The sequence below is a fragment of the Polaromonas sp. genome (genome assembly GCF_035638815.1).
Lineage (GTDB): Bacteria > Pseudomonadota > Gammaproteobacteria > Burkholderiales > Burkholderiaceae_C > Polaromonas.
In genome coordinates, this window is the sequence record NZ_DASQZG010000004.1 from 40,816 (window position 1) to 63,737 (window position 22,922).

The 22,922-nt window shown below is 58.5% G+C and carries 19 protein-coding genes and 1 riboswitch; of the genes, 7 read left to right on the forward strand and 12 right to left on the reverse strand.

The window, feature by feature from the left end; all coding sequences use genetic code 11:
- Positions 1-16 precede the first annotated feature (16 nt).
- The 4 genes from ribH to ribD are packed head-to-tail and all read right to left on the reverse strand — an operon-like array spanning position 17 to position 3,397.
- Complete coding sequence (gene ribH, locus VE934_RS01940) at positions 17-481, reverse strand: 6,7-dimethyl-8-ribityllumazine synthase (RefSeq protein WP_324883786.1); 465 nt, start codon at positions 479-481, stop codon at positions 17-19.
- Positions 482-498: 17 nt separating this feature from the next.
- Complete coding sequence (gene ribBA / locus VE934_RS01945; RefSeq protein WP_324883788.1) at positions 499-1,605, reverse strand: bifunctional 3,4-dihydroxy-2-butanone-4-phosphate synthase/GTP cyclohydrolase II; 1,107 nt, start codon at positions 1,603-1,605, stop codon at positions 499-501.
- 4 nt (positions 1,606-1,609) lie between these two features.
- Entirely contained in the window at positions 1,610-2,242 is a 633-nt protein-coding gene (locus tag VE934_RS01950) for a riboflavin synthase (protein ID WP_324883790.1), read from the reverse strand.
- Between the two features lie 33 nt (positions 2,243-2,275).
- On the reverse strand, positions 2,276-3,397 hold the full coding sequence (ribD, locus tag VE934_RS01955) for a bifunctional diaminohydroxyphosphoribosylaminopyrimidine deaminase/5-amino-6-(5-phosphoribosylamino)uracil reductase RibD (protein ID WP_324883792.1): 1,122 nt from the start codon (positions 3,395-3,397) through the stop codon (positions 2,276-2,278).
- Between the two features lie 78 nt (positions 3,398-3,475).
- On the opposite strand from ribD, the gene VE934_RS18160 reads away from it, so the two are divergent.
- The 6 genes from VE934_RS18160 to VE934_RS01980 all read left to right on the forward strand — a co-directional run bounded on the left by VE934_RS18160 (position 3,476) and on the right by VE934_RS01980 (position 11,626).
- Positions 3,476-4,096: a GspH/FimT family pseudopilin gene (locus VE934_RS18160; RefSeq protein ID WP_414693797.1), complete on the forward strand. Its 621-nt coding sequence runs from the start codon at positions 3,476-3,478 to the stop codon at positions 4,094-4,096.
- Positions 4,097-4,101: 5 nt separating this feature from the next.
- Positions 4,102-4,629 (forward strand): type IV pilus modification protein PilV, encoded by a 528-nt coding sequence (pilV, locus tag VE934_RS01960; protein ID WP_324883794.1) that lies wholly within the window; start codon positions 4,102-4,104, stop codon positions 4,627-4,629.
- Complete coding sequence (locus tag VE934_RS01965; protein ID WP_324883796.1) at positions 4,626-5,846, forward strand: PilW family protein; 1,221 nt, start codon at positions 4,626-4,628, stop codon at positions 5,844-5,846. The genes pilV and VE934_RS01965 overlap by 4 nt, the downstream gene beginning before the upstream one ends.
- 120 nt (positions 5,847-5,966) lie before the next feature.
- Entirely contained in the window at positions 5,967-6,458 is a 492-nt protein-coding gene (locus tag VE934_RS01970; protein ID WP_324883797.1) for a pilus assembly PilX family protein, read from the forward strand.
- Between the two features lie 22 nt (positions 6,459-6,480).
- Positions 6,481-11,166 carry a pilus assembly protein gene (locus VE934_RS01975; RefSeq protein WP_324883799.1) on the forward strand — a complete coding sequence of 1,562 codons (4,686 nt, stop codon included), beginning with the start codon at positions 6,481-6,483 and terminating at the stop codon, positions 11,164-11,166.
- Positions 11,167-11,200: 34 nt separating this feature from the next.
- Positions 11,201-11,626 carry a type IV pilin protein gene (locus VE934_RS01980; RefSeq protein WP_324883801.1) on the forward strand — a complete coding sequence of 142 codons (426 nt, stop codon included), beginning with the start codon at positions 11,201-11,203 and terminating at the stop codon, positions 11,624-11,626.
- A 9-nt stretch (positions 11,627-11,635) separates the two neighbouring features.
- Here VE934_RS01980 and nrdR read toward each other — a convergent pair whose 3' ends face one another.
- The 3 genes from nrdR to VE934_RS01995 all read right to left on the reverse strand — a co-directional run bounded on the left by nrdR (position 11,636) and on the right by VE934_RS01995 (position 14,497).
- The gene (gene nrdR / locus VE934_RS01985; protein WP_324883803.1) at positions 11,636-12,085 is read right to left on the reverse strand and encodes a transcriptional regulator NrdR; all 450 of its coding nucleotides are present in this window, start codon (positions 12,083-12,085) and stop codon (positions 11,636-11,638) included.
- 98 nt (positions 12,086-12,183) lie between these two features.
- On the reverse strand, positions 12,184-13,428 hold the full coding sequence (glyA, locus tag VE934_RS01990) for a serine hydroxymethyltransferase (protein ID WP_324883805.1): 1,245 nt from the start codon (positions 13,426-13,428) through the stop codon (positions 12,184-12,186).
- A gap of 44 nt (positions 13,429-13,472) precedes the next feature.
- Positions 13,473-13,602, reverse strand: a riboswitch (ZMP/ZTP riboswitch).
- Positions 13,603-13,642: 40 nt separating this feature from the next.
- Positions 13,643-14,497, reverse strand: coding sequence for a lytic transglycosylase domain-containing protein (locus VE934_RS01995; RefSeq protein WP_324883887.1), 855 nt, complete (start codon positions 14,495-14,497; stop codon positions 13,643-13,645).
- Between the two features lie 1,078 nt (positions 14,498-15,575).
- On the opposite strand from VE934_RS01995, the gene VE934_RS02000 reads away from it, so the two are divergent.
- Positions 15,576-18,449: a DUF349 domain-containing protein gene (locus VE934_RS02000; RefSeq protein WP_324883807.1), complete on the forward strand. Its 2,874-nt coding sequence runs from the start codon at positions 15,576-15,578 to the stop codon at positions 18,447-18,449.
- Positions 18,450-18,637: 188 nt separating this feature from the next.
- Here the strand turns inward: VE934_RS02000 and VE934_RS02005 are convergent, their stop codons facing one another.
- From VE934_RS02005 to VE934_RS02025, 5 genes are all read right to left on the reverse strand, one after another.
- On the reverse strand, positions 18,638-19,723 hold the full coding sequence (locus tag VE934_RS02005) for an ankyrin repeat domain-containing protein (protein ID WP_324883809.1): 1,086 nt from the start codon (positions 19,721-19,723) through the stop codon (positions 18,638-18,640).
- Complete coding sequence (locus tag VE934_RS02010; protein ID WP_324883811.1) at positions 19,720-20,307, reverse strand: sigma-70 family RNA polymerase sigma factor; 588 nt, start codon at positions 20,305-20,307, stop codon at positions 19,720-19,722. The genes VE934_RS02005 and VE934_RS02010 overlap by 4 nt, the downstream gene beginning before the upstream one ends.
- 29 nt (positions 20,308-20,336) lie before the next feature.
- Positions 20,337-21,200, reverse strand: a complete 864-nt coding sequence (locus VE934_RS02015) for a hypothetical protein (RefSeq protein ID WP_324883813.1) — start codon at positions 21,198-21,200, stop codon at positions 20,337-20,339.
- Between the two features lie 136 nt (positions 21,201-21,336).
- Entirely contained in the window at positions 21,337-22,119 is a 783-nt protein-coding gene (locus VE934_RS02020; protein WP_324883815.1) for a M90 family metallopeptidase, read from the reverse strand.
- 9 nt (positions 22,120-22,128) lie between these two features.
- Positions 22,129-22,893, reverse strand: coding sequence for a UDP-2,3-diacylglucosamine diphosphatase (locus VE934_RS02025; RefSeq protein ID WP_324883817.1), 765 nt, complete (start codon positions 22,891-22,893; stop codon positions 22,129-22,131).
- Positions 22,894-22,922 lie beyond the last annotated feature (29 nt).

The following is a 22,922-nucleotide window of genomic DNA, read 5'->3' on the forward strand; positions in this document are numbered from 1 at the left end:
GAGTTCGGGGTCGGTATCAGGAAAGTTCGTTGAGCAGATTGGCCATTTCCACCGCAACGCGCGCTGCATCGCGGCCCTTTTCGGTCTGGCGGGCTTCGGCTTGCGCGACGTTTTCAACCGTGAGAATGGCATTTGCGATAGGAAGTTGATAGTCAAGTGCGAGCCGACTCACAGAGGAGCCGCTTTCATTGGCCACCAGTTCAAAGTGATAGGTTTCGCCGCGGATGATGCAGCCCAAGGCAATCAACGCATCGTACTGGTCGCGTTCGGCCAGGGCTTGCAACGCAGAGGGAATTTCCAGCGCGCCGGGCACCTTCACGTGGTAGATGTTTTCCTCGTCCACTCCCAGCGCCAGCAGTTCTTCGCGGCAGGCCTGTGCCAGCGCGTTGGTGATGGTTTCATTAAAGCGGGCTTGCACCACACCGATTGAGAGTTTTTTACCGTCCAGCTTGTTTGCTGATCCTTTTTCTGCACCAAACACAATAAATTTCCCTTTTGTTATTTTTGGGCTATGTAGCCGGTGATTTCCAGGCCGTAGCCCGTCATGCTGGGCATGCGGCGCGGATTGCCCATCAAATTCATTTTCTTGACGCCGCATTCACGCAGGATTTGCGCGCCTACGCCGTAGGTCCGCAGGTCCATGCGGCCGCGCTCTGGCGCCTGCGCCGCGCAAGCCGTGCCTTCAAACTGCGCCAGCAATTGGGCCGCGCTCTCACCGCAGTTGAGCAACACCGCGACACCTTTGCCCTCTTTGGCAATGTGCGACAGGCTTTGGTCCAGACTCCAGGAGTGCATGGCCCGGCCGGTTTCCAGTGCGTCGAGGACTGACAGCGGCTCGTGTACGCGTGCTGCAACGGTGTCCTCTTCAGCCCACTGGCCTTTGACAAGGGCCAGGTGCAGTCCCTGACTCGGTTTGTCACGAAAGGCGTGAACAGCAAACTCGCCGAAGGCGGTCTGTATGGTTCGCGCGCCGATTTTTTCTATCAGTGATTCGTTGCGGCTGCGGTGCTCAATCAGGTCCGCAATCGTGCCAATTTTCAAACCATGCTCGGCGGCAAAAACCTGCAGGTCTGGCAGGCGCGCCATGGTGCCGTCGTCTTTCATGATTTCGCAAATGACAGCAGCGGGTGAGCAGCCAGCCATACTCGCCAGATCGCACCCAGCTTCGGTGTGGCCAGCGCGCATCAACACGCCGCCGTCCACAGCTTGCAAGGGGAAGATGTGGCCGGGCTGCACCAAATCGCTGACCTTGGCATTTTTGGCGACTGCGGCCTGTACTGTGCGAGCGCGGTCTGCTGCTGAGATGCCGGTGGTGACGCCTTCAGCCGCTTCAATGGAGACGGTAAAAGCGGTCCCCATTTTGGTACCGTTGCGCGCCACCATGGGCGGCAATTGCAACAGCTCACAGCGTTCACGGCTCAAGGTCAGGCAAATAAGGCCCCGGCCATAACGCGCCATGAAGTTGATGGCCTCAGGACTCACGTGGTCGGCGGCCAGCACCAGGTCGCCTTCGTTTTCGCGGTCTTCTTCATCAACCAGAATCACGATCCGGCCGGCACGCATGTCGGCCACGATGTCTTCAACGGGAGAGATGGCAATGGTCATGAGCTCAGGCTTTCTTGTCTTGGAGCATGCGCTCAACATAGCGCGCAATCAAATCAATCTCGAGGTTCACCTGCGATTTTTCCTGCAGATGGTGAAGAGCAGTGTTCTGGACGGTGTGGGGGATCAGGTTGATGCTGATCTCGCTTCCGGCGCCGTCGCCTAGCAGGTCTGCTACCCGGTTGACCGTCAGGCTCACACCGTTGACGGTGATGGATCCCTTGTAAGCCAGGTACTTGCTCAGATCGCGCGGGGCAAGAATACGCAGCTCCCAGCTTTCGCCAACCTCTGCAAAATGCGTGACCACACCAATGCCATCGACATGGCCCGCCACGATATGGCCACCCAGCCGGTCGTGGGCGCGCAGTGCCTTCTCAAGATTGATGGGGCCTAACTCACTCAAACCACAGGTTTTAGCGAGTGATTCGGCAGAAATCTCGATGGAAAACTGGTTTTTAGCGCTGTCCAGCGCCATGACCGTCATGCAAGCGCCGTTGAGCGCAATGCTGTCACCCAGGCCCACGTCATCAAGGTAGCCATCGGGCGCCTCAATCGTGAGGCGCTTGCCGTGGTCCAAAGAGCTGCCCAGGCGATGGATAGCGACGATGCGCCCCATGCCGGTAATGATTCCGGTAAACATGCGGGTATTTTCGCAGAGATTGCCCACACGCTGCTAGAACTGGTCTCGTCCCCTTACTCTGGCAACAATGCGCAAGTCGGCCCCTATCCTGTCTGTGGAGCGGAAATCAAGCTCCAAGGCATCTGAGAGCTCGGCAATCGGGCCAAAACTGGCCATGTTCGCACCCTGGCCAATCAGCTTGGGTGCAAGGTAAACAACAAATTCGTCAACCAGGCCCTCCCGCACCAGCGACCCGTTGAGCTTGTGCCCCGCTTCTACGTGGACCTCGTTCACCTCGCGGTGAGCCAGATCACGCAGCATCGCCGCCAGATCAACCTTGCCGTCAGCGCCCGGCAGATAGATCACAGTGGCGCCGCAAGCCTCAAGCGCTGACTTCTTGTCGGCATTCTCTTGAGCTGCATAGATGTACACCCGCCGCTCGGGGGTGAATAGCTGCGCATCCGTTGGAGTTTCCAGCCGGCTGTCCACCACCACCAGATGCGGTTGGCGCGGGGTATCCACCAAGCGGACATCCAGCCGCGGATTGTCTTCAAGCACGGTGCCGATGCCAGTCAATATTGCGCAAGAGCGTGCCCGCCACGCATGGCCGTCCGCCCGGGCCGCGTCCGAGGTAATCCATTGACTGCGACCGTTGTCCAGCGCGGTTTTCCCATCAAGAGATGCGGCAGCCTTTATTCGCACCCAAGGGGTTTTGCGGATCATGCGGCTGAAAAACCCGATATTGAGTTCACGGGATTCTTCCGCGCCCGCACCCACTTCGACTTCGATTCCTGCAGCCCGAAGCCGCTCGATGCCCTGGCCTGAGACTAACGGGTTGGGATCAGCAATGGATGCAACAACTTTTCTAATGCCCGCAGCGATCAGTGCATCGCAGCAGGGGCCGGTCCGGCCATGATGGGAGCAGGGTTCCAAGGTGACGTAGGCGGTGGCGCCCATGAGCGAATGGCCTTGCTCCTGCGCATCACGAAGGGCCATGATTTCGGCGTGGGGCCCGCCCGTTCGTTGGGTCCGCCCCTGACCAATCAGCCTGCCCCCAGCATTTAGGAGCACACAGCCGACGCGCGGGTTTGGGGGGGGCGCAAAGAGGCTTCTTTCTGCCAGGCTCTGCGCGTGCTGTATCGGATTTGTGGACACTGGGGAGGTTGTGTGGGTCATTTGCCGCCTGGCTAGCCGATCTGGCCGTTCGTCGGTACTGTAACCGGCGCGCATCCTTAAGTGCGTAGTATCGCCATCATGAGTAGACAAACGACGTCTTGTGGCCGAGCACGCTCCCAGCGTGTGGGTGGTCGCGTCAGGGACGCATGCGGTTTTACGCTGATTGAGGTCATGGTGGTGGTCACCATACTGGGAATTCTCGTAGCTGTGGGCGCACCTGCATTCGGGGACATGCTGCGAAATAACCGGGTTTCTGCTGCTGCCTCGGCGTTGCAGGTTTCATTGAGTCTTGCGCGTTCCGAGGCGGTCAAGCGGGGCGCTGACGCCAGAGTAACTGTTGCCGCAAACACCACTGCGGGTGTTTGGACCAATGGCTGGACTGTTTTTGTAGATGGAACTACCAACGCCAATGGCTCGGTAGGCCCGACCGTTGACACAACCACCGCACCGCTAGTGACGCGGATCGAGGTTGTAGCTGCTCCCTCAGGGCCCATCAGTACCGGTCGGACAGGCTCGCTCAATTATTTTACTTATAACGGTCAGGGGCGGCTGATCACATCTACCGGGGCATCCGGGGCAAATCGCTCTTTTTGGTTTTTTGACGGTACAAGTGAAAAGTACTGCCTTGTTCTCAGTATCACGGGGCGAGTTCGTACGGCCCGTGTGGCAAGCGCTTCCAGTTGTCCCACTGACTCTTAATTGTCATGAAATTATTTCCTTCCTCCAATCCCCGGCAAGTGACCCGCGTGTGCATCAAACGCAAGCAGGCAGGATTCAGCCTTATCGAAGTGTTGGTCACCATGGTGATTCTCTGTTTTGGTTTGCTTGGTGTTGCGGGGTTGCTCGTCAAGGGTGTTTCTAATGCGGCCGCTTCTGAAGCCACGTCAAAAGCCAGTCAACTCGCCGCTGACATGGCCGACCGGATCCGTGCGAACCCTGTAGTCGCATTGTCTGCATCCAGCCAATACATCACGTCGTACGCAGACACACCGCCCTCCAGCCCCACAACCATTGCGATGAAGGACAAAAAAGCGTGGCTGGAGGCATTGGCTGCCCAACTCCCGCAGGGAGACGGGAAAATAACCAACACCGTGGCAAGTGGCGCGCGTAAGGTCGAGATAGAGGTTCGCTGGTCGAATTGTTTGGGAACCTTGAGTGATGCGGCCTTTATTACGTGCCGCGACAATTCAGCTGCGGCTTTCAAGACCGTTATTTTTGAGTTGCGGCTATGAAGGCGACCGTAAATTTTCGCTTGGATCGCACTCAACTTGGAATGACGCTGATCGAGCTTTTGATTTCCCTTGCCCTCGGTTTGGCGGTGTTAATCGGTCTGTCGTCCGTTTACGTTGCGGTAAAGAATGCGTTTAGGTTTCAGGAAGGGTCCGGGAGGCTGCAGGAGGATGCAAATTTCGCCCTGGATTCAATTTCGAGAGAGTTGCGAATGGCCGGATTTGCCGGATGTTCTGGCATAAAGACCGTGACGGTCGCAAGCGTAACCACTCGCTATCCGGGCAGCGTGCTTGCCTCTTCGAATCCAGACACTATCAGCGGGCCCAATCCGTTAGCGTCGGTAGAGACGGGGAATGGTGAGGTGATCGTACAGCCCTTCACTCCGCTAAATTTCATACGCGGTTTTGACGGCCTACCAAGTGCCATGTTTGCAACAGGTTCAGTTCCCGTATCCAGTGGCTCTGACAGTCTGTTTTTTGCTGGAGGCAGCGCCAGCACGGTAGGCGTAACGGTAGCGATGCCCGCCGCCGCGTCGCCTCTGACCATCTCATCAAATGTTTACGGATGGAGTGGCGCGAATACGATGATCGTTTCGGATTGTGTGTCATCCAGTCTGTTCGAAGGAACAGTCGCAACGAGCGGCGGTGTCACCACGATTGCACATGACGGTACTGGTAATGCGACGAGCAGTTTTACAGACAGCTACCTGTTCGGTCCAGCAGTTGCATCTGGGGTAGGCGCCCGTGCAGGTGCGATTGTGATGTTGGCGCAATGGAACCTCTTCTACGTTGCCACCCGCAGCGGCGCGACCACTCCCAGCCTGTACCGCGTGACTTTCAATGGAAATGCCCGGTCCAATGCCGAGGAGGTGGTCTCCAACGTAGAGAGCATGCAACTGCACTACGGAGAGAACACGTTAGGCACAGACAGCTCCCTTGGAACGTCGTGTACCTTGCCTGGCGCCACGACGTGCATGCCGAATCTTGTGGCAGATGAGTGGCGTACAACGGCAGCCAGCGTTACCGATTGGTCGCGTGTGGTCGCTGTGCGGGTAGGTTTGATGATGGTTTCCGCTGAGGACAATCTGAATTTTGATGTGAGCACGACGCCTACCCTACTGGGACAGTCCTATGCCGTTCCCACAGGCGCGTCGACAAAGCGGCTCCGCAAGGAATTTTCCACCACTGTTGTTCTTCGGAACAGCGTAGCGGCACGTTAGCACGATCTTCGAGCGCAAAAAATGTACGAAAGTTTGACATTCACTTCACGCTGTAAAAGCGGGGCAACTCGCAGCCTGGGAACGGCGAGACGTGGCCTGCGTCGGAACCGTCAGCGCGGCATGACTCTGATTGTCGGGCTGGTTCTCCTCGTCATGTTGATGTCAATAAGCATGATCGGATTTCGCAACACCACCATGTCGGAGCGTATGACTGGCAATGTGGTGGATCGCAATTTTTCTTTTCAGTCCGCTGAAAGCGCGGGCAAGGAAGCCTTGGAGCTTATTGAGTCAGGTGGATTTTCCGCTGGAACGCTCGGTCACTATGGGGCTCCGTTGAGTGAGGGTGATAACGCCAGTTTCTGGACGCAGGGTGCAGGAGCCACCACAAGTACGTGTACCACCACTACGCCATTTAGTTGGAAAAGTTGCGCGGCCGCAGTTGGTACCACCTATGCCAACAATGCCGAGGGCGCGAAGTATGTGATCGAACTGTTAAGTACGGTCGTATCGGGAACGACCACTACGCGGACCTACCGGGTGACGTCGCGGAGTACCGGGGGATCTGGCGTTGCTGAGTCCGTATTGCAGGTTATGTATGTCAAAACGACATAGAGATGTTTTTAAGGGGTTCGCTATGAACAAGCCATCAGTTATTGCTATCAATGAAAAACTGTCGGGATCGGACCGGGCTTCGCCTAGACCGAACGCCATAGAGGATGGTATCTTCCGACGGCGATTCGCGATAGCGTCCCGCGTTTGGGGTGTGCTGTTTGCAGCCTTGTTGTTCGTGGGCGTGCCGGCGAAATTTGCGAACGCGCAGACCACTGTCAACATCGCTGATATACCGCTGCTCGCGTTAAAGGCGGCACCAGGTCTTGTCATGTTGACCATGAGCAAGGACCATCGGCTTTTTTATGCCGCTTACAACGATGCGAGTGATCTTAATGCCGACGGGATACCCGACATCGGGTTCAAACCCACGATCACCTATTACGGCAACTTCGCGTCTGATCGCTGTTATTTGTATGACAACGGACGATTTAGCCCCAAAGATGTTGCAAAAAGCAGCGACGGTTGCCTGACTGCGGCTTCAAGTGCGCGGTGGCACGGGAATTGGCTTAACTGGGCCACAACTTCGCGCATGGATGCTTTGCGCAGGGTGTTGTATGGCGGGCATCGCATTACTGACCCGACCACATCCGCAAGTCCCACTGTTTTGCAAGGGGCATTTATCCCGCAGGATAGCCACGTGTGGGGTAAGGAATACCGACCGGTGACAGGGCGCGACAGTTATAACATTACCTATTACACCGACCTCGCTGCGCCAACCGCAGGAAAGCAGCACCTTTTTGCTGTGAGAAGTTATCCCTATGCATCCGGTACCACGCCTGCAAATGCCGGCTCAGGCACTTATCCATTTCCAATGCCTGCGCCGGCGTTGCGGGTGATACTTAACGCCGATCAGGTTACTGACCGCATCTGGAAGTGGACTGCCGCAGACGGCAACGCCAACATTGCTGCGGATACTGCTTTTGGTATCACCAGTACCGCCTACACGCTTAAAGTCGAGGCCTGCGTCACCTTGAGCGGCGCCCGGGAGGCAGGCTGCACAGGTTACCCCACCGCCGCACCCACCGTGTGGAAGCCAACAGGAGTCTTGCACGAGTATTCGGTTAACGACCAGTTGAAATTTGGCCTGCTTACGGGCTCTTATAGAAACAACTATTCGGGGGGCGTGGTCCGCCGGAACATTGCCAGTTTCAAAGATGAAGTAAACCCCGCCAACGGTGTTTTTCGGCAGGTGACCGAGGGCACCGCAACGGTTGATGGCATAGCCCGAACGATAGACCGCATATCCATCTATGGCTGGAAAGGGGACGGGTATCACTGCGATAACAATTTCAATTCGCTGCAGATAGAGGGTGCTTGCCCTTCATGGGGGGCTCCCATCGGCGAAATGATGTACGAAGGGTTACGTTATTTTGCAGGTAAAGGCTCGGGGTTTTCTGCCTATGCGAATGGCGTGAATGTCAACAACTCGGGAGACTCAAGGCTTCAATTGCCTTTGATGGGCACGGGCTCGTCACCTTGGCAAAATCCTTTCCGACTCAAATCAGCCGGGGGCAGCCCGATCTGTTCCCGCCCCGTGCAAATGGTGATCGCTGATCCAGTGACGACATTTGACAATGACGAGCTTCCGTATGCCTACTTTGACGTAGAGGCGCAAATGGGCAATCCGCTGGCCCCTCCTCGAGGCGACCTTGCCGGCGTGAACGTGAGTACCGAAGCGGACATCATCTGGGGCAAGGCCCCGTTGCCCACGCCTACCCCCACGAACGAAAACCTGGGTACCCGAAATGTTTTCGTCGGCCAATCGGGGACAGCTAGCGACGGGAATCCGACCGCCAAATCTGCCAATTCTTTTGCAAACATCCAGGGGCATGCACCGGATGCGACCCAGTCGAGAGGTAGTTTTTATTCTGCTGCGATTGCCCGTTTTGGAAAGGTGACAGGTTTTCAGATTGGCAATCCTCCGTCCGTTCCCATGACTGCTACGAATGCTACGGTGGATACCATTGCAGTAGCGCTGGGCAGTGTTGTGCCCAAAATTGAAATCTCTTACGGCGGCAAGAAGGTGTCTTTGGTGCCTGTTTCCAAGTCGGTTGGTCCCAGCGGATACGTTACAAGCGCCGCGTTTGGAGCGTTTCAACCGACAGGCTCAATTACCGGTTTCTATCTGGACACGTTTAACAACACGAGTGGTACCACTGGGCCAGACTACAACGCAGCCATCAACGGCGGCCGGCCAACAATGTCCTTTGTCGTGAATTTTTCTGACACGGATGCAGGCGGAGACAATGAAACCGATGCTGTTGTAGGTTACACCGTGAGCGTCAATGCGGCTGGCAAGATAGTCGTGGCCTTGGCTCCTATCAATACCAGTGCGGCCGACATTGAAATGCACCTTGGCTACACCATAACCGGGACGACCAAGGACGGCCTGTACCTGGACATGTCCAGCAGGCCATTGATCGGTGGGGTACGAAAAGATCCTCAAACCAAGTATTACCTCGACACCCTTCTGACCCCCACGGTTCAGGATCCGGCGCCAGCGAACGGAACACGCGCCAACGGCACGGTGTTACCGCATACTGCGACTTCCCGCACCCTGGATTTTGCGACCAGTTCCACGGTGTCCGGCTACATTCCGCACGACGCGCTTTGGTATGCAGCTAAGTATGGAGGTGCCGGCCTTTTGGATGCAAACGGCGACCCAACCAATTACTTCAAGGTCAACAATCCTGCCAACCTACCTGACCAGATGGCCAAAGCTTTCCGTTCTGCTGCTGCATTGGCAGCGGTGGCCAGCACCAGCGTCGTGGGGGTCGGGCAACGGAGTCTGGGGTCGGCCGCGATTTACCAGGCTAACTACGATTCGCTGACATGGACCTCGCGTCTGTATGCTTTCTCGATTGCAACGAGTGGTGCGGTATCCAATACGCCAATCTGGGAGGTTTCTTCCAAAATACCTGTTCCGGCATCACGTACCAAGCTGTTTTTGGGTCGCGGCGGCACAACTCCACCGGTTTCCCTTACATCCTCGGGGTACGCATCGCTGACCGGCGCTGAGCAAACTGACTTTGTGAACGCAGCGACATATCAATACCTGCTGGGCGAAAAAAGCGGTGAAGAGCGAAAGGGTGGAGCCTTTCGCAATCGGGGCACCACCGCCGCAGCGGACTATGGCTCGGTACTGGGCGACATCGTCAATTCCGATCCACAAATCATTTCGGCGAAGAACCTGAACTACGCTTTGAGTGATGCAACTTACACGTCCTTTTTGAGCACCATTAATTTTGAAACCCTGGCGGTTGGAACAAACAGCGGGTTTTTTCATATTTTTGATGCAGAGCCCGACACCACCGGTGGCGTGGAACTGCTTGGTTTCATGCCACAGGCCGTGCGTTCGCAGGTCAAGAATTTGGCAGATCCCGGCTATCAACATCAAAACCTTATTGATGGCTCCATCGCTGTCAGTCATGCCAAGATAGCCGTCCCAGGGGATGCGACCACCAACTGGCGCACCGTGGTGGTGGCTGCCGGGGGAAGTGGTGCCAAGACCGTGTTTGCCATCAATGCCACGTCAAAAACTTTCACAGCCGACAGCGTTTTATGGGAAATCAATTCCAGCTCCGCTGGTATTGGAACCACGTTTGGCAACATCATGGGAAGACCAGGGGTTGGCAAGCTTGCTGATGGGACCTGGGTTGCCATCTTTGGGAATGGTTACAACAGTACTGCTGGGACCGCCAACCTTTACGTAGTGAGGTTGAGCGACGGGAACATTCTTCGCATCATTCCCACCAATGCTTCAATCGCCAACAACGGCTTGGGAGCAGTTGAACTGGTGCGCAAGACCAGCGGCAACCAGGACACCATTGAATACGTCTATGGTGCCGACTACAAGGGCAATATTTGGCGCTTTGATCCCAGTTCCGGGAGTGCTGGGGCTTTGATCTACACAACCCCGACGGGGCGGCCCATCACTGCCGAGATCAAAGTGGGCGCTGCCCCCACGCATGTCAACACAAACGGAGGAAAGATGATTTATTTCGGTACAGGCAGCTATTTGAGCGCTACCGATCCTGCCGTTACGACCGTCCAGGCGCTGTATGGCATCTACGACGATTTGCTTCATGGCCTGAGTACAACGCCCTTCGTTGTCGAATCCAACTTGTCATCGATGACCATATCCATGCCGGCGCCGGTTGGCGGCGTAGCAAGCGACGTGCGTACGACCTCAGCGGGCGCGACCCCCGACTGGTACACCGTCTCGGGGAAAAAAGGTTGGGTCGTCCCGTTGACGGGCACGAATGTTACGCCGGGTGAAAGGGTGATAGCGCCGCCGGTGCGCTACACCATCCCGGGCGTGGTGGATGCGTTTCTTTTCACATCTATCGTGCCTAGCGTTGATGACTGTGCGGCTGGACTGGACGCCTGGATTACGGGTGTCGACGCGTTGACCGGCGGGTACAAAAAAGTATTCAGCACCATTGTCCCCAATTCCGTACGTGTTGCCGGTGGTTCACCTCGCGGAGTGTTTGTGTTGCAGGATAACGGGCCTCCCGCCCTGTACATCAGTCAGACCATATTTAACGATACGATCGCCACAACGACCTACTCAACAAGCGTTGGCGGACAACAAACGGTATGTATCAATGGTGTTTGCGGGAAAACCCAGGTTCTGCAAATTAACTTGACGCCCCCTAGTCCCACGGGCGCAAGCGCAGTTCGGCAGATTTGGCGGCAACTGAAGTAAATGACGATGGGTTTAAGGTTTGAAAGGATTTAAATTGAAAACAATCAAGCTCATGCGGGGTTTCACGCTGATCGAACTGATGATCACGGTGGCTATTATCGGCATCCTTGCCGGGATTGCGCTGCCGGCTTACACAGCGTACATTGAGCGAGGGCACCGTACTCACGCAAAAACGGTGTTACTTGAAGCCGCGCAATTCATGGAGCGGTATCGATCGATTAACTTTAAATATGTTGACGCGAGCGCCAACCCGCCTGCGTTACCGACAGCGCTAACGCTATCTCCGTCGCAGGGCACGAAACGGTATGACATCGCGCTGAGCGGGGTGACTGCCACAGCTTTTACCCTGACTGCAACCCCCTCTGGTTGGACGGATAGTGCATGCGGTGATCTGACGCTGAATAACCTTGGAACCAAAGGGCAAAGTGCGGGAGATGCCGCAACTTGTTGGAACAAGTAAGCTCCTCACTTATCTGCGAACCTCATCCACCAAAGTCTTGAACTCGTCAATATCCTCAAAACTGCGATAAACGCTCGCAAACCGGACATAGGCCACTTTGTCGAGCTTTTTCAGCTCGCGCATGACGAGCTCGCCGAGGCGGGTGGAGGGTACTTCTCGCAGTCCAAGGTTGAGCAGCTTTTCTTCTATGCGCTCAATCGCCGAGTCCACTTGCTCGGTGCTGACCGGGCGCTTGCGCAGTGCCAGGTTCATGGAGTCCATGATTTTGCTGCGTTTGTACTCGATGCGGCGGCCGTCTTTTTTGACGATCGCGGGGAAGTTGACGTCGGGGCGCTCGTAGGTGGTGAAGCGTTTTTCACACGCGCCACACTGGCGGCGGCGGCGTATGAAGTCAGCGTCTTCAGCCACCCGGGTTTCCACAACCTGGGTTTCGAGATTGCCGCAGAACGGGCATTTCATGCCTGCCCCTTACATCTTGAGAATAAAAACGGCACTTTGCCCTTTAACCACGGGCGCAGAAGGCTATCAAAACAATAGCATCTGCGCCTATGCATGGATCAGCGGTACACCGGGAAGCGGCTGGTCAGGGCGTTGACCTTGGCCTTGATGGCGTCAATATTGACGGGAACGCGCGGGTTGTCCAGCACATCGGCGATCAGGTTGGCGGTCAAACGCGCTTCTTCGTCCTTGAAGCCGCGCGTCGTCATGGCGGGGGTGCCGATGCGAACGCCGCTGGTGACCATTGGCTTTTCGGGGTCGTTCGGAATCGCGTTTTTATTGATGGTCATGTGCGCGCTGCCCAGCACCGCTTCGGCTTCCTTGCCTGTGATGCCTTTGGCGCGCAAATCAACCAGCATCACATGGCTTTCGGTACGGCCGCTGACGATACGCAGGCCGCGCTGTGTCAGGGTGTCGGCCACAATTTGCGCGTTTTTCAGCACCTGTTGCTGGTAGGTTTTGAACTCGGGCGTGAGGGCTTCCTTGAATGCGACGGCCTTCGCTGCAATCACATGCATCAACGGGCCGCCCTGCAGGCCGGGGAAAATGGCGCTGTTGATGGCTTTCTCGTGTTGAGCCTTCATCAGGATGATGCCGCCACGGGGGCCGCGCAGGCTCTTGTGGGTCGTTGAGGTCACGATATCGGCGTGGGGCACGGGATTGGGGTAGATGCCAGCGGCAATCAGGCCGGCGTAGTGGGCCATGTCGACCATGAAAATGGCGCCAACATCCTTTGCCACCTTGGCAAAACGGGCGAAGTCGATGGCGAGTGAATAGGCAGACGCGCCGGCAATGATCAGTTTGGGTTTGGACTCATGGGCTTTGCGCTCCATGGCGTCGTAATCAATCTCTTCTTTGGCATCCAGGCCGTAGGAGACGACATTGAACCACTTGCCACTCATATTAAGAGCCATTCCGTGGGTCAGATGCCCGCCTTCGGCCAGGCTCATGCCCATGATGGTGTCGCCGGGCTTGAGGAAGGCCAGAAACACGGCCTCGTTGGCCGACGCGCCGCAATGGGGCTGCACGTTGGCAGCCTCGGCGCCGAAGATTTGTTTGACGCGGTCAATTGCCAGTTGCTCAGCCACATCAACATGCTCGCAACCGCCGTAGTAGCGGCGGCCGGGGTAGCCCTCGGCGTATTTATTGGTCAGTTGTGAGCCCTGCGCCGCCATGACAGCGGGCGAGGCGTAGTTTTCGCTGGCAATCAGCTCAATGTGGTGTTCCTGGCGAGCGTTTTCTGCCTGAATGGCGGCCCAGATTTCAGGGTCGGCTTGTTCAACAAGAATGGTGCGGTCGTACATGGCAGTCCTTTAAGACGTGGTCCCTGTCCTTGGTAGTAGGAGGCAAGGGCTGCCCAGGCGAACGGCTGAACGCCGGGTCATCGTTGACAACAGCGGTGCGCTTCCCAGTGGTATCCCACGTCGGCAGTCGCCCTTGTTCAGGGGATTTGCCTATCGCCAGTCGCGCACCCACGTAGTGTAGCGGACTCGGCGATTGAGCGGCGGTCGAAAACCGTCAGGAAATGGACAGGCCGGCGACCTTGTCAACGGCCTTTTCAGCTGGCTCGTCCTGGCTTTCCATCTTGATTGGCATGGAAGCGGGGATCACCTGCGGCGGACGGATGGCGGGGGCATATCCTGGCGCATAGGCAGGGGCTCTGCCGCCGGCAACGGCCAGAAGGCGCGCGTGCTCCGCCATGACCTTTGCCGCATAGCCGCCATCGCTTTCAAGGTTGGCCGCGCCTACATAAAACTTGAGGCCTGCCTCAACCGAGCCAGCGCGCTGGATGCACTCCTGCAGCACTTTGACGCCGACGCGCAGGTTGGTCAGGGGGTCAAAGGCGGCCAGCTTGCCGCCAAAGTTTTCGTATTTGTCATGGTGAATTTTCGTCATCACCTGCATCAAGCCCTGGGCACCCACGGGGCTTTGGGCGAAAGGGTTGAAGCCTGACTCGATGGCCATGATGGCCAGGATCAGTGTCGGATCAAGTTTGGCTGTTTTGCTGATCTCAAAGGCTTCGGAGACCAGCGCGCTCAATGGCTCTGGTGCTACGTTGTACTTCTTGCTGAGCCAGAACGCCAATGCCGCCTGCTGCTGGGGCAAGTCCTTTGGATTGGCGGCGGTAGCGCGCTCAATGGCGTCGGGCTCGGTGAAGCCGATGGCTGCTTCCTGACGCTCCAGGAGCCAGGTCATGAGTCTTGCTTCGCCAGCCTGACGGAGGTCGGGTCGGGCGGTGAGGGTGATCACGGCAAACACCACGGCCAGGCCGACCATGGCAAAGCTGTTGTGCGTGATTTCAAAAAACCCGTGGGCAATGTCGTCAGCAATATTTGCCAGACTGTTGCCTACGTTCTTCTGAATGGCCCGCATCTTCACTACGGGGCTTGATTGTCCTAGCGCTGTCATAGCACTCCTTTCTATGCGCACCGCTCGGTAGCGGTTCGCTTTGATTGGGTCGCCATCAAACAAGGGATTGCCCTGTGGGTGTTGACCCCTGTCTGACTTTGCCGGGTTCGGCAGCGGGTTCGGGTTCTCCCTTGGTTTTTTTGGGATGGCGGATTCTATGAGGCGCCTTAATAACATGTCAATACTATTAAAACCATGTTTAATAACTATTGATATATAAAACACCGGTTAGATGGCCTCCAGGCGCCTGTTTACGTCGATTTGCTCATTTTTTGAGCACTTGCTCTAAGTTGGTCTTGGCGCCGAAAAAGCGATCTGAAAGCTGTATGTTTTGACAGTAAAGGCTTGAATGACAAGCGCTTGCAGCATCTTTTGAAGAAACTGCCGCAAGCATGGAAATCCGGCTCAAAAGGTGTCATTGCGACGGACGCGCATATTTTTGTAGGACAAAAGCCATCCATGTAAAGATTTGTCCAAATCCCAATCGATGAGCTGTTTTTGATTACAAATTCCGACTTGCGGGCATTGTGCGGCAGGAGTAATCTGCAGTTGCTTGAGCTTGATACCTTGAGCATTTCCGGGTAACCAACCCCGGTAAACCTGAGAGCAATCATTTGCTTTCAACGCCCTGAAGACGAACTTCTCTTCCTGGCGAAACCCGACGGCATGAGCATCACGCCCGCCGTCAACCCCGGTCGGCTCGCTGCCCGGGGTTTTTTCTTGTCTGTTGCGAGTTTGTCGTCACCGCGCTTGGGAAATCCGCGGCCATGGATGAATGGCTGCGCGGATGGTCCTTAAAAACAGCGAAAATACCTGCAGTGCTTTATTAGCAGTGCCTCGCCCCGACATCATTAAAGGTTAAGGGTGACCTCACTGAAGGCTTGAGTCGGGGCTGCGGGTTGATCCGCCGCTCCCATATTTTTTTACCTGTCCTGCCTTTGCGCCTGGTGTTGATCCGAAATCCACGCAGGCGGACAAGTCCCGATTTTTTCCCCAGAAAGCCTCGCTTTCTTTTCACTCTATATATATGCTGCGTTCCCTCATGTCCAAATCTCCCAAGACCGAAACCCCCGCCGTGAAAACACCTGCAGCCAAACAGCCCGATACCCACCCGCTGGATGGGCTGACCGGCGGCGCCTTTTCTGCGCCTACCTCTGGCGAGCGGACGACGCGCATTCGCGAGTGGCTGGCAACGGAGCCGACAGCCGAGTTGATGGCCGAGGTCTACAAAGACCTGGCCAACCGCGACAAGGGCGCAGCCAAGCCGCTTAAAGAAAAGCTGGACGAAGCCAAGCGCCTCAAAAGCCAGGAAACGGTAGCGGCTGAATGGGCTGAAAAAGGCAATGCCTTGCTGGCGCTGAAAAAACTCAACTTGGCCGACGCACTGGCGTGGCAGCGTGACGCCGCCAAAGCGGGCGCGCCTTTGTCCCGCGAGCCGCTGGCCGGGCTGAAAGCACAACTTGCTGACCGTGTAAAAACCATTGAGGACCTGCAACACCGCGTGCAGGTGCAGCGTGAGGCCGCTGTGCTGATGGCGCAGCGGGTTGAAGTGTTGTCGACAAAGCCCTGGCGCGACGCGCAGGCTGCCTGGGATGCGCTGCGTACCGACGTGACGCATTGGCAAGCTCAGGCCGACGAACTGGCGCAGGACAATAACTGGTCCAGCGTGGATGCCAAGTTTCCGCCGCAGCTTGATGCGTCGCGTGGCCAGTTGCTCGCCGTGTGGGAGGCTTTTCAGGGGGCGCTGTCACTGGCCGTGGCAGCCGCCGAAGACGCCGCTGCGCCGCTGCCGGCAGTGCCGGTGTGGGCTGACGAACTGCGCAGTGCGCGCGGCACACTGCAGGCGGGCGATGGCGCAGCAGGCGACAAGCACGCGCGTGCGCCCAAGGCCAAGCTGGATCCGGCTGTGTTGCAGGAAATGCGCGCCAAATCCACCGCCATTGTTAAAGCCGCGCTGGCCAATCTGGAGCAGGCCGTGGGCGATGGTCATGGCAAAGCCACACCCAAGGCTGCGGCGGACTTGCGCCAGGCACTCAAAGAAAACATCCGCAATATAGACAACGCGCTCGAAGCAGCCGCGCATGCGGCGTTGACCGCCGCCGGCGAGCTGGAAGGCTGGCAGCGCTGGCGTGCCGACCAGATTCGTGAAGAGCTGGTTGCCAAGGCTGAGGCGCTGGTGGCCAAGCCCATGGGCGGGCGCAAGCAGCAGGATGCCTTGCGCGCCATGCGCGAGCAGTGGAAAACGAGCGATCAGGGCGGGACGCCTAACCACGCGATGTGGAAGCGCTTTGACGACGCGTGCAACGAAGCGCACAAGGTGGTTGAATCCTGGCTGGAAAAAGTCAAGGAACAGACAGAGACCGTCAAGGCCGAGCGCCGCAAGCTGATCGATGAAGTGCTGGCCTGGGCCGAGGCCAACAAGGCAAATACCGACTGGAAGTTCCAGATTCGCAGCCTGAATGGCTTTGTTGAAAAGTGGACGGCCGCCGGCCACCTTGGCGAAAAGGCTTTTGCCGAAATCCAGCCGGTCTGGAAGGCCGCCATGGACGCCGCTGATGCACCGCTCAAGGCGGCCCGTGCGCAAAGCCTGGCACACCGCAAAGCCATGATTGAAGAGGCGCAGGTGTTGGGCGCCGAGCCGCAACTGCACATTGACGCGGTCAAACACCTGCAACAGCGCTGGCAACATGAGGCGCAAGCCGTACCCATCGAGCGCAAGCAGGAGCAAAAATTGTGGGACGCCTTCCGCAAGCCGATTGACGACGCTTTTCAGCGCAAGACGGCTGAACGCGAGAAGGCAGCATCGGCGCTGGGCGAGCATGACCGCCTGGTGGTTGAGCTGTCCAAAGCGCTGGACGCCGCCAACGCGACAGGTGATGCACAAAAAATCCACGCCGCGATGGCTGATCTGGAAGCCGGACTGCGTGGCCAGTACGTGCGGCCCGCGCCTGTTGCGCCTGTTGCGCCAGTAGCAGCTCCAGCCGATGCGGAAGCAGCCGATGCCGAAAGTTCAGAGCCAAATCAGGCCTCAGCCCAGGAAACACCGGCGCAGCCAGCTCCTGAAATGATAGCGGATGCTTCGGAGCCCGCACAAGATGCAGCGCCCGCCGCGCCCGCTGCGCCTGCCGCAGACGAAGAAGTTGTGACCGCTGCAAGCGCTGAAAGCGCCGGCGAAACATCTGCAGAACCCGAAGCACCAGCACCCGCTGCTGCGCCACCGAAACCGGTCAAGCCGGTGGTGGCCATGCGTGGCGATGACCGTCCGGGCCTGAAAAAAGCCGAACCTGTGCAAGCAGGCCGCGGCGGCAAATTTGGCGATCGCAAGGATGCCCGACCCGGTGGGGGCAAGCCCGATAGTCGCGGCGGACGCCCGGCCGACAACAAGTTTGAACCTTATCGCGCAGAGCGCGAAGACCGCGGCCGCTTCAACGAGCGCCCGGCCTACGAAGAACGTGGCCCGCGCCTTGGCGACGCCGCGTTCCGCGCCCAGCGCGAAGCGTTCGAGCATGCCCAGCGCGCATTGAGAAAACTTGCCGAGCAAGCGCATGGAGAGGTGCTCACTGATTTGCTGTCGGCCTGGGAAAAGCGCGACCCCGCTCTGGTACCCAATGCACAGGCACTGGGCAAGCTGGCAACACCGGCCACACGCAATGCGTGGGTACAGGCCTTGTCATCGGCGCCCAAAGGCGACGCTGCCGAGTCGCTGCTGCGTCTGGAAATTGCGGCAGAGTTGCCAACGCCCGCAGAACACATCAGCGCGCGCCGCATGCTGCAACTGGTGCTGCTGACCAAGCGCCATGATCCCACTCCGGCGCAGACCTGGGGCGAGGACACGGCCAAAGTACTGGCCGCGCCATTTGACGCGGCCCATACCCGCCGTGTGCACAACGTGCTGAAGGCGCTGCTGAAGCGCTGATCGCTGCTTCTATGATGGATGAGCGGAAAGGCGTGCGGATGCGGCGCCGGGCCGCTAGTCGAAGGCATGACTTTATTCAGCGCGCGGGTGGGCGGGGGCTTGCCAGATGCTACTGATTCAGTAGCAAGCTATGGGCGTAGCTAAAGGGCTAACGGCTATTTTTGCTCCCTATGCCCCTTGAAACTCCCTCATTGGCCCGTTTCGATCAGACTCACCATACGCTCCAGGCCCAGGCGCCGTGCGTAGTCTAGGGCGCCAAGCCCTTCCTTGTCCACCACGGATTTGTTGGCTCCCAGTGTCAGCAGACGTTGAACCACCGGGGCGTGGCCATGAATGACAGCGAGTATGAGGGCCGTTCTACCCGAACCGTCGACTGCGTTGATGGGTGCGCCTTGTTGTAGCAGGCGTTCAAGCTCGGCAAGGCGACCCATTCGCGCTGCGCCGTGCAGTGCGGCGATGAGTTCTCCAGCACTTGATCCTGCGCCGGTCGCGCTCTCCAGTCGAGCCGGCGGTGTCTCAACCTTATCGCTCTTTTGCATCGCGGTGGAGGCGTCAGCCGCCGCCGCAGCAGGCGCCCGTGCTGCTCGGACGGAGGGCATGGTTTGCATCGGCGCCGCTGCTGGTGCTGGTGCTGGTGCTGGTGCTGGTGCTGGTGCTGGTGCTGGTGCCGCGCTCAGGGTCTCTGCAGCGGCAGCGTCGTTGGGCGCGGCATTGCCCGTCTGCGTAGCGGGTGCGGATTCCACAGGCCCCGCTGCGGGCGCGTTTTTGGCAGTAGATTTAGCAGCTGCTTGCTCATCGCGTGCCATACCAGCATCGGCCCCGGTTGCTGCAGATGGGTTTTTTGTTTCAGACGCAGATTTCGGCGGCGGAGTGGCGGGTGATGACCGTGAAACTTGTTCGCTCATAGCAACCGGCGGCGACTGCGACGGTGGCGGAACAGGTGATGTCATGGGTAGTGACGCGGCAGGGGCGGGCCGTCCCAAAGCGGCCTCCTGTTCATCGGGCGTACCACGGTCAAATTGCAGCACCAGCAAGCCCGTGATGCCTGCAAGCGCAATGCTGGCCAGCAGTGAGATTTTCCAGCGCGACTGGTTGGCTGCGGGAGTCTGCGGCGCCTGGGTGCTGGCGGCCGGGGACGCGGCGCGGGAGGCGGTCATCAGTTGCGCATGGGCGCGGGCAGCGTCGCGCACACTGCTGGCGGGGCGGCGCGTGTCATGTGCGCTGGCCTCCTGGTAGCGCTGCAGCAATTCATCGGCAGGGCGTGGGTCGGTCATGCAAACTCCTGTAGCAGCTGCCGCAAACTGTTGCGTGCGTAGCGCAGGCGGCTCTTGGCGGTTTCAAAGCGCACGCCGGTAGCGGCGGCAATTTCTTCAACGCTCATGTCGCCTTCTGCCTGCAGTAAAAATGCTTCGCGCTGATCGGGCGGTAATTGCTCCACGGCCGCTATAAGCGCTGCGGCCTGCTCGCGCGACTGCAGCTGCCGCAGCGGGCCAAAGCCCGAGTCGGCGGCCAGTGTATCCATCAGCCGGCCGTCGTCGTCCCCCTCCGTGCTGTTCAAACTCACATGATGTTTGTTGGTCCGAAAGTAGTCCACCAGCCGGTTGTGTGCCATGGTGAACAGCCAGGTCTTGAAGCGCGCCTTGACTTCATAACTCGTGGCCTGGCGCGCCACCGCAAACCAGACGTCCTGCATCAGGTCATCAGCCACTGCCTGCACGCGCACGCTGCGCAGGAAATAGCGCCACAGGCGCAATTCATGGCGCCCGTACAGCGTGTCAAACGCCGCGATGTCGCCGGCGGCATAACGCAGCATCAGCGACTCGTCGGTGTCTTCAGGTAATGGGGCGGCATCCGGCATCCACTCCATTATCCCGATAGAAATTCCGATCAGTAGTGGCGAGCCGGTGGGTCCGGCACATAGGAAGTGCTGGCCGAGTTTGGAAATGCGTTGGGTCCGGGTACCGCTGGATAGGGGGCGGGTTTGCGAATCACGCCACTGGCGACCAGGTTTTCAAAGCTGTCATAACGAATGCGGATGATCTCGTTGGGCTGCGTTTGCTGGCGCGCGAAGCTGGTGTGCGAGACCAAGGAGGTCTCGCGCTGTCCATGGCCGGTGCCCAGCTTGGCTGTCGGCGAGGGTGGTGCTGAACGGGCCATGCTTTCACTGGATCCCCGGGCATCTGCAGACGGCGCGGCAGCTGCGGGTGCAGCTGGGATCTCGCGGCTCTGGTTGGCTGCTGCCTGGTCCTGGCGTGACTCGCTGCGCCTGGAATACTCGGGCACGGCGACGGGTTCAGGCCGTTGCTCGCGGAACAGCGCAACACCGAGCACACCTACATGATCGGGCCGCCCCGTGCGGCCTGCGTAGGAGTCGCTGGCTGCGGAAAACTCGAATGCCGCGACTTCGCTGTTGCTATTTCGCCAACCGGTGATCTGGTAGCGTTCGTAGGGTGAAAACACATAACCGGTCTGATCCCAGCTTGCGGTCTCTCCGCTGAGGATGTTGACGCCATCAACTGCGGCCACCACCATCACCCGCTCACCAATCTTGCTGCGCACGGAGATGGCATAACGTGCGCCCGGCCTGCCGGCAACCCAGTATTCACCGCGGTGGTAGTGGGTGGGAAGCGTTGCGCCCGACTCGCGGTCTACAACAGTGACGTCGGCCAGGCGACCAATGGCGTGAGCCGGAAGAGTGGTGAACGCACACGCGGCCAGCGCGACTGAAAGGCCAAGAAGTTTGAATTGCATGTCATCTCCATAAAAAGTAGTGGAGCTGACTGAAACGAACGAGTTGGCGTAACGGGGTTAAACGGGCTGTAAAAAAACCGAGTCAGTTTCTGCTCAAACAAATTGCTATTGATTCAATAGCAAAGTATTCCCGCGGTTAAAGGGCAAGCCTCGAATTTCGCTTGAAGAAGCTGTCAAAGAGGGCGCTCAGGGCCGGAAACTCCTCCGCGAAGCGTTGCCGGCTGACGAAGTAGGCTTCACACGCCACCGCAAAAAACTCTGCGGGCGCTTCAGCGCCGTAGGGGTCCAGCCATGTGGGCTCGCCGCCAAAGCGTTCGGCCATGGCGACTTTTTCGCGAAAGGCTTCATAGGCGGGCAGCATCACGGCGCGCCACGCTGCATGGGCCGCCCGTGAGGGCAGGGGTGGACAGCCATCCGCATAGCCATCGCGCATATCGATCTTGTGCACAAACTCATGGATCACCACGCTGTAGCCGCGCCCGGCGGGCTCGCCAGCCGCGGCTACGTCCTGCCAGCTAAGCGTTACCGGGCCGCGCTCCATGGCCTCGCCAGCCAGTACCTCCGTGTAGCGGTGCACCACGCCCGAGCCATCGGTCATTTCACGACGCGCCACCATGGCGCCCGGGTGGACCACGATGCCGACAAAGTCGTCATACCAGGACAGCCCCAGATGCAGGATGGGCAGGCAGGCTTGTGCCGCGATGCTGGCAGCGATTTCGTCGGTTATTTCCAGGCCCTGGGCACCATGAAATTCCTTCTGCGCCAGGAAGCGGCTGCTCAGCACACGCAAATGGTCTTGCTCCGTTGCAGGGAGCTGAGCCAGAAATGTGTAGCGGGCCAGCGTGCTGTGCCACAGGGCATCAGGAATGGCATGTTCTGCCACCTTGCCCGTCGTCCAGCGCCTCAGCCACTCAAACATGCAGTGGACTCAGGCCAGGGGAAGGCGCTGCATGCCACTGGCACTGATGCGCAACACCTCGGCCCGCGGTGGCGTGGCGCAGAGGTCCCAGTCGCTGAGCACTACGCGGCTAAAGCCCTGCCCGAGGTCGTGCGTGGCCGGCTTGTGGGTGTGGCCGTGAACCAGGATGGGTGCCTTGGCGGCTTGCAGCCACCGCACGGCTGCAGCACTGTCAACGTCGGCATAGTCGGCGCCGGACCGCTTGCGCGCTTCGCTTTGCTGCCGCAACTCGCGTGCGATGACCTGCCGCTCTGCCAGTGGCTTGGCCAAAAAGTCCTGTTGCCACTCCGGGCTTCGAACCTGCTGACGAAAGGTCATGTAGGCCGTGTCGTCCAGACAAAGCGCGTCACCGTGGCTGAGCAGCCAGCGCTGATTCGCAAAAATGAGAACGGTGGGATCATCCAGCAGGGCGGTTTTGCACATGGCCATGAGTGGCTGGCCCACCAGAAAATCCCGGTTGCCATGCATGAAAAACTGCGGCCGTCGCGCCGCAGCTTGCTGCAGCACCCGTGCACACTGCGCCTCAAAGCCCGAGGTGTCGGTGGTGACAAGGTCGTCACCGACCCAGACCTCAAAAAGGTCGCCCAGCATGAACACAGCGTGCGCCGGTGTGCTCAGCAGGTGGTTTTTCCACGCGTCGAATGTGGCGGGTTCACTGGCCTGCAGGTGCAGGTCAGAAATGAAATCAACGCTGCGCCAGGAAGAGGGCGCCTGCAGCTCTGCAATGTGGGGCAAGGCTGCAGGACTGATCACAAGCGGGGCGC

Excerpts from the sequence above, each read along its gene's own strand:
- ribBA (WP_324883788.1), bottom strand. The coding sequence starts at position 1,605 with ATGACCATTGCCATCTCTCCCGTTGAAGACATCGTGGCCGACATGCGT.
- VE934_RS01950 (WP_324883790.1), bottom strand. The coding sequence starts at position 2,242 with ATGTTTACCGGAATCATTACCGGCATGGGGCGCATCGTCGCTATCCAT.
- ribD (WP_324883792.1), bottom strand. The coding sequence starts at position 3,397 with ATGACCCACACAACCTCCCCAGTGTCCACAAATCCGATACAGCACGCG.
- VE934_RS18160 (WP_414693797.1), top strand. The coding sequence starts at position 3,476 with ATGAGTAGACAAACGACGTCTTGTGGCCGAGCACGCTCCCAGCGTGTG.
- pilV (WP_324883794.1), top strand. The coding sequence starts at position 4,102 with ATGAAATTATTTCCTTCCTCCAATCCCCGGCAAGTGACCCGCGTGTGC.
- VE934_RS01965 (WP_324883796.1), top strand. The coding sequence starts at position 4,626 with ATGAAGGCGACCGTAAATTTTCGCTTGGATCGCACTCAACTTGGAATG.
- VE934_RS01970 (WP_324883797.1), top strand. The coding sequence starts at position 5,967 with ATGACTCTGATTGTCGGGCTGGTTCTCCTCGTCATGTTGATGTCAATA.
- VE934_RS01975 (WP_324883799.1), top strand. The coding sequence starts at position 6,481 with ATGAACAAGCCATCAGTTATTGCTATCAATGAAAAACTGTCGGGATCG.
- nrdR (WP_324883803.1), bottom strand. The coding sequence starts at position 12,085 with ATGAAATGCCCGTTCTGCGGCAATCTCGAAACCCAGGTTGTGGAAACC.
- glyA (WP_324883805.1), bottom strand. The coding sequence starts at position 13,428 with ATGTACGACCGCACCATTCTTGTTGAACAAGCCGACCCTGAAATCTGG.
- VE934_RS01995 (WP_324883887.1), bottom strand. The coding sequence starts at position 14,497 with ATGCGGGCCATTCAGAAGAACGTAGGCAACAGTCTGGCAAATATTGCT.
- VE934_RS02000 (WP_324883807.1), top strand. The coding sequence starts at position 15,576 with ATGTCCAAATCTCCCAAGACCGAAACCCCCGCCGTGAAAACACCTGCA.
- VE934_RS02005 (WP_324883809.1), bottom strand. The coding sequence starts at position 19,723 with ATGACCGACCCACGCCCTGCCGATGAATTGCTGCAGCGCTACCAGGAG.
- VE934_RS02010 (WP_324883811.1), bottom strand. The coding sequence starts at position 20,307 with ATGCCGGATGCCGCCCCATTACCTGAAGACACCGACGAGTCGCTGATG.
- VE934_RS02015 (WP_324883813.1), bottom strand. The coding sequence starts at position 21,200 with ATGCAATTCAAACTTCTTGGCCTTTCAGTCGCGCTGGCCGCGTGTGCG.
- VE934_RS02020 (WP_324883815.1), bottom strand. The coding sequence starts at position 22,119 with ATGTTTGAGTGGCTGAGGCGCTGGACGACGGGCAAGGTGGCAGAACAT.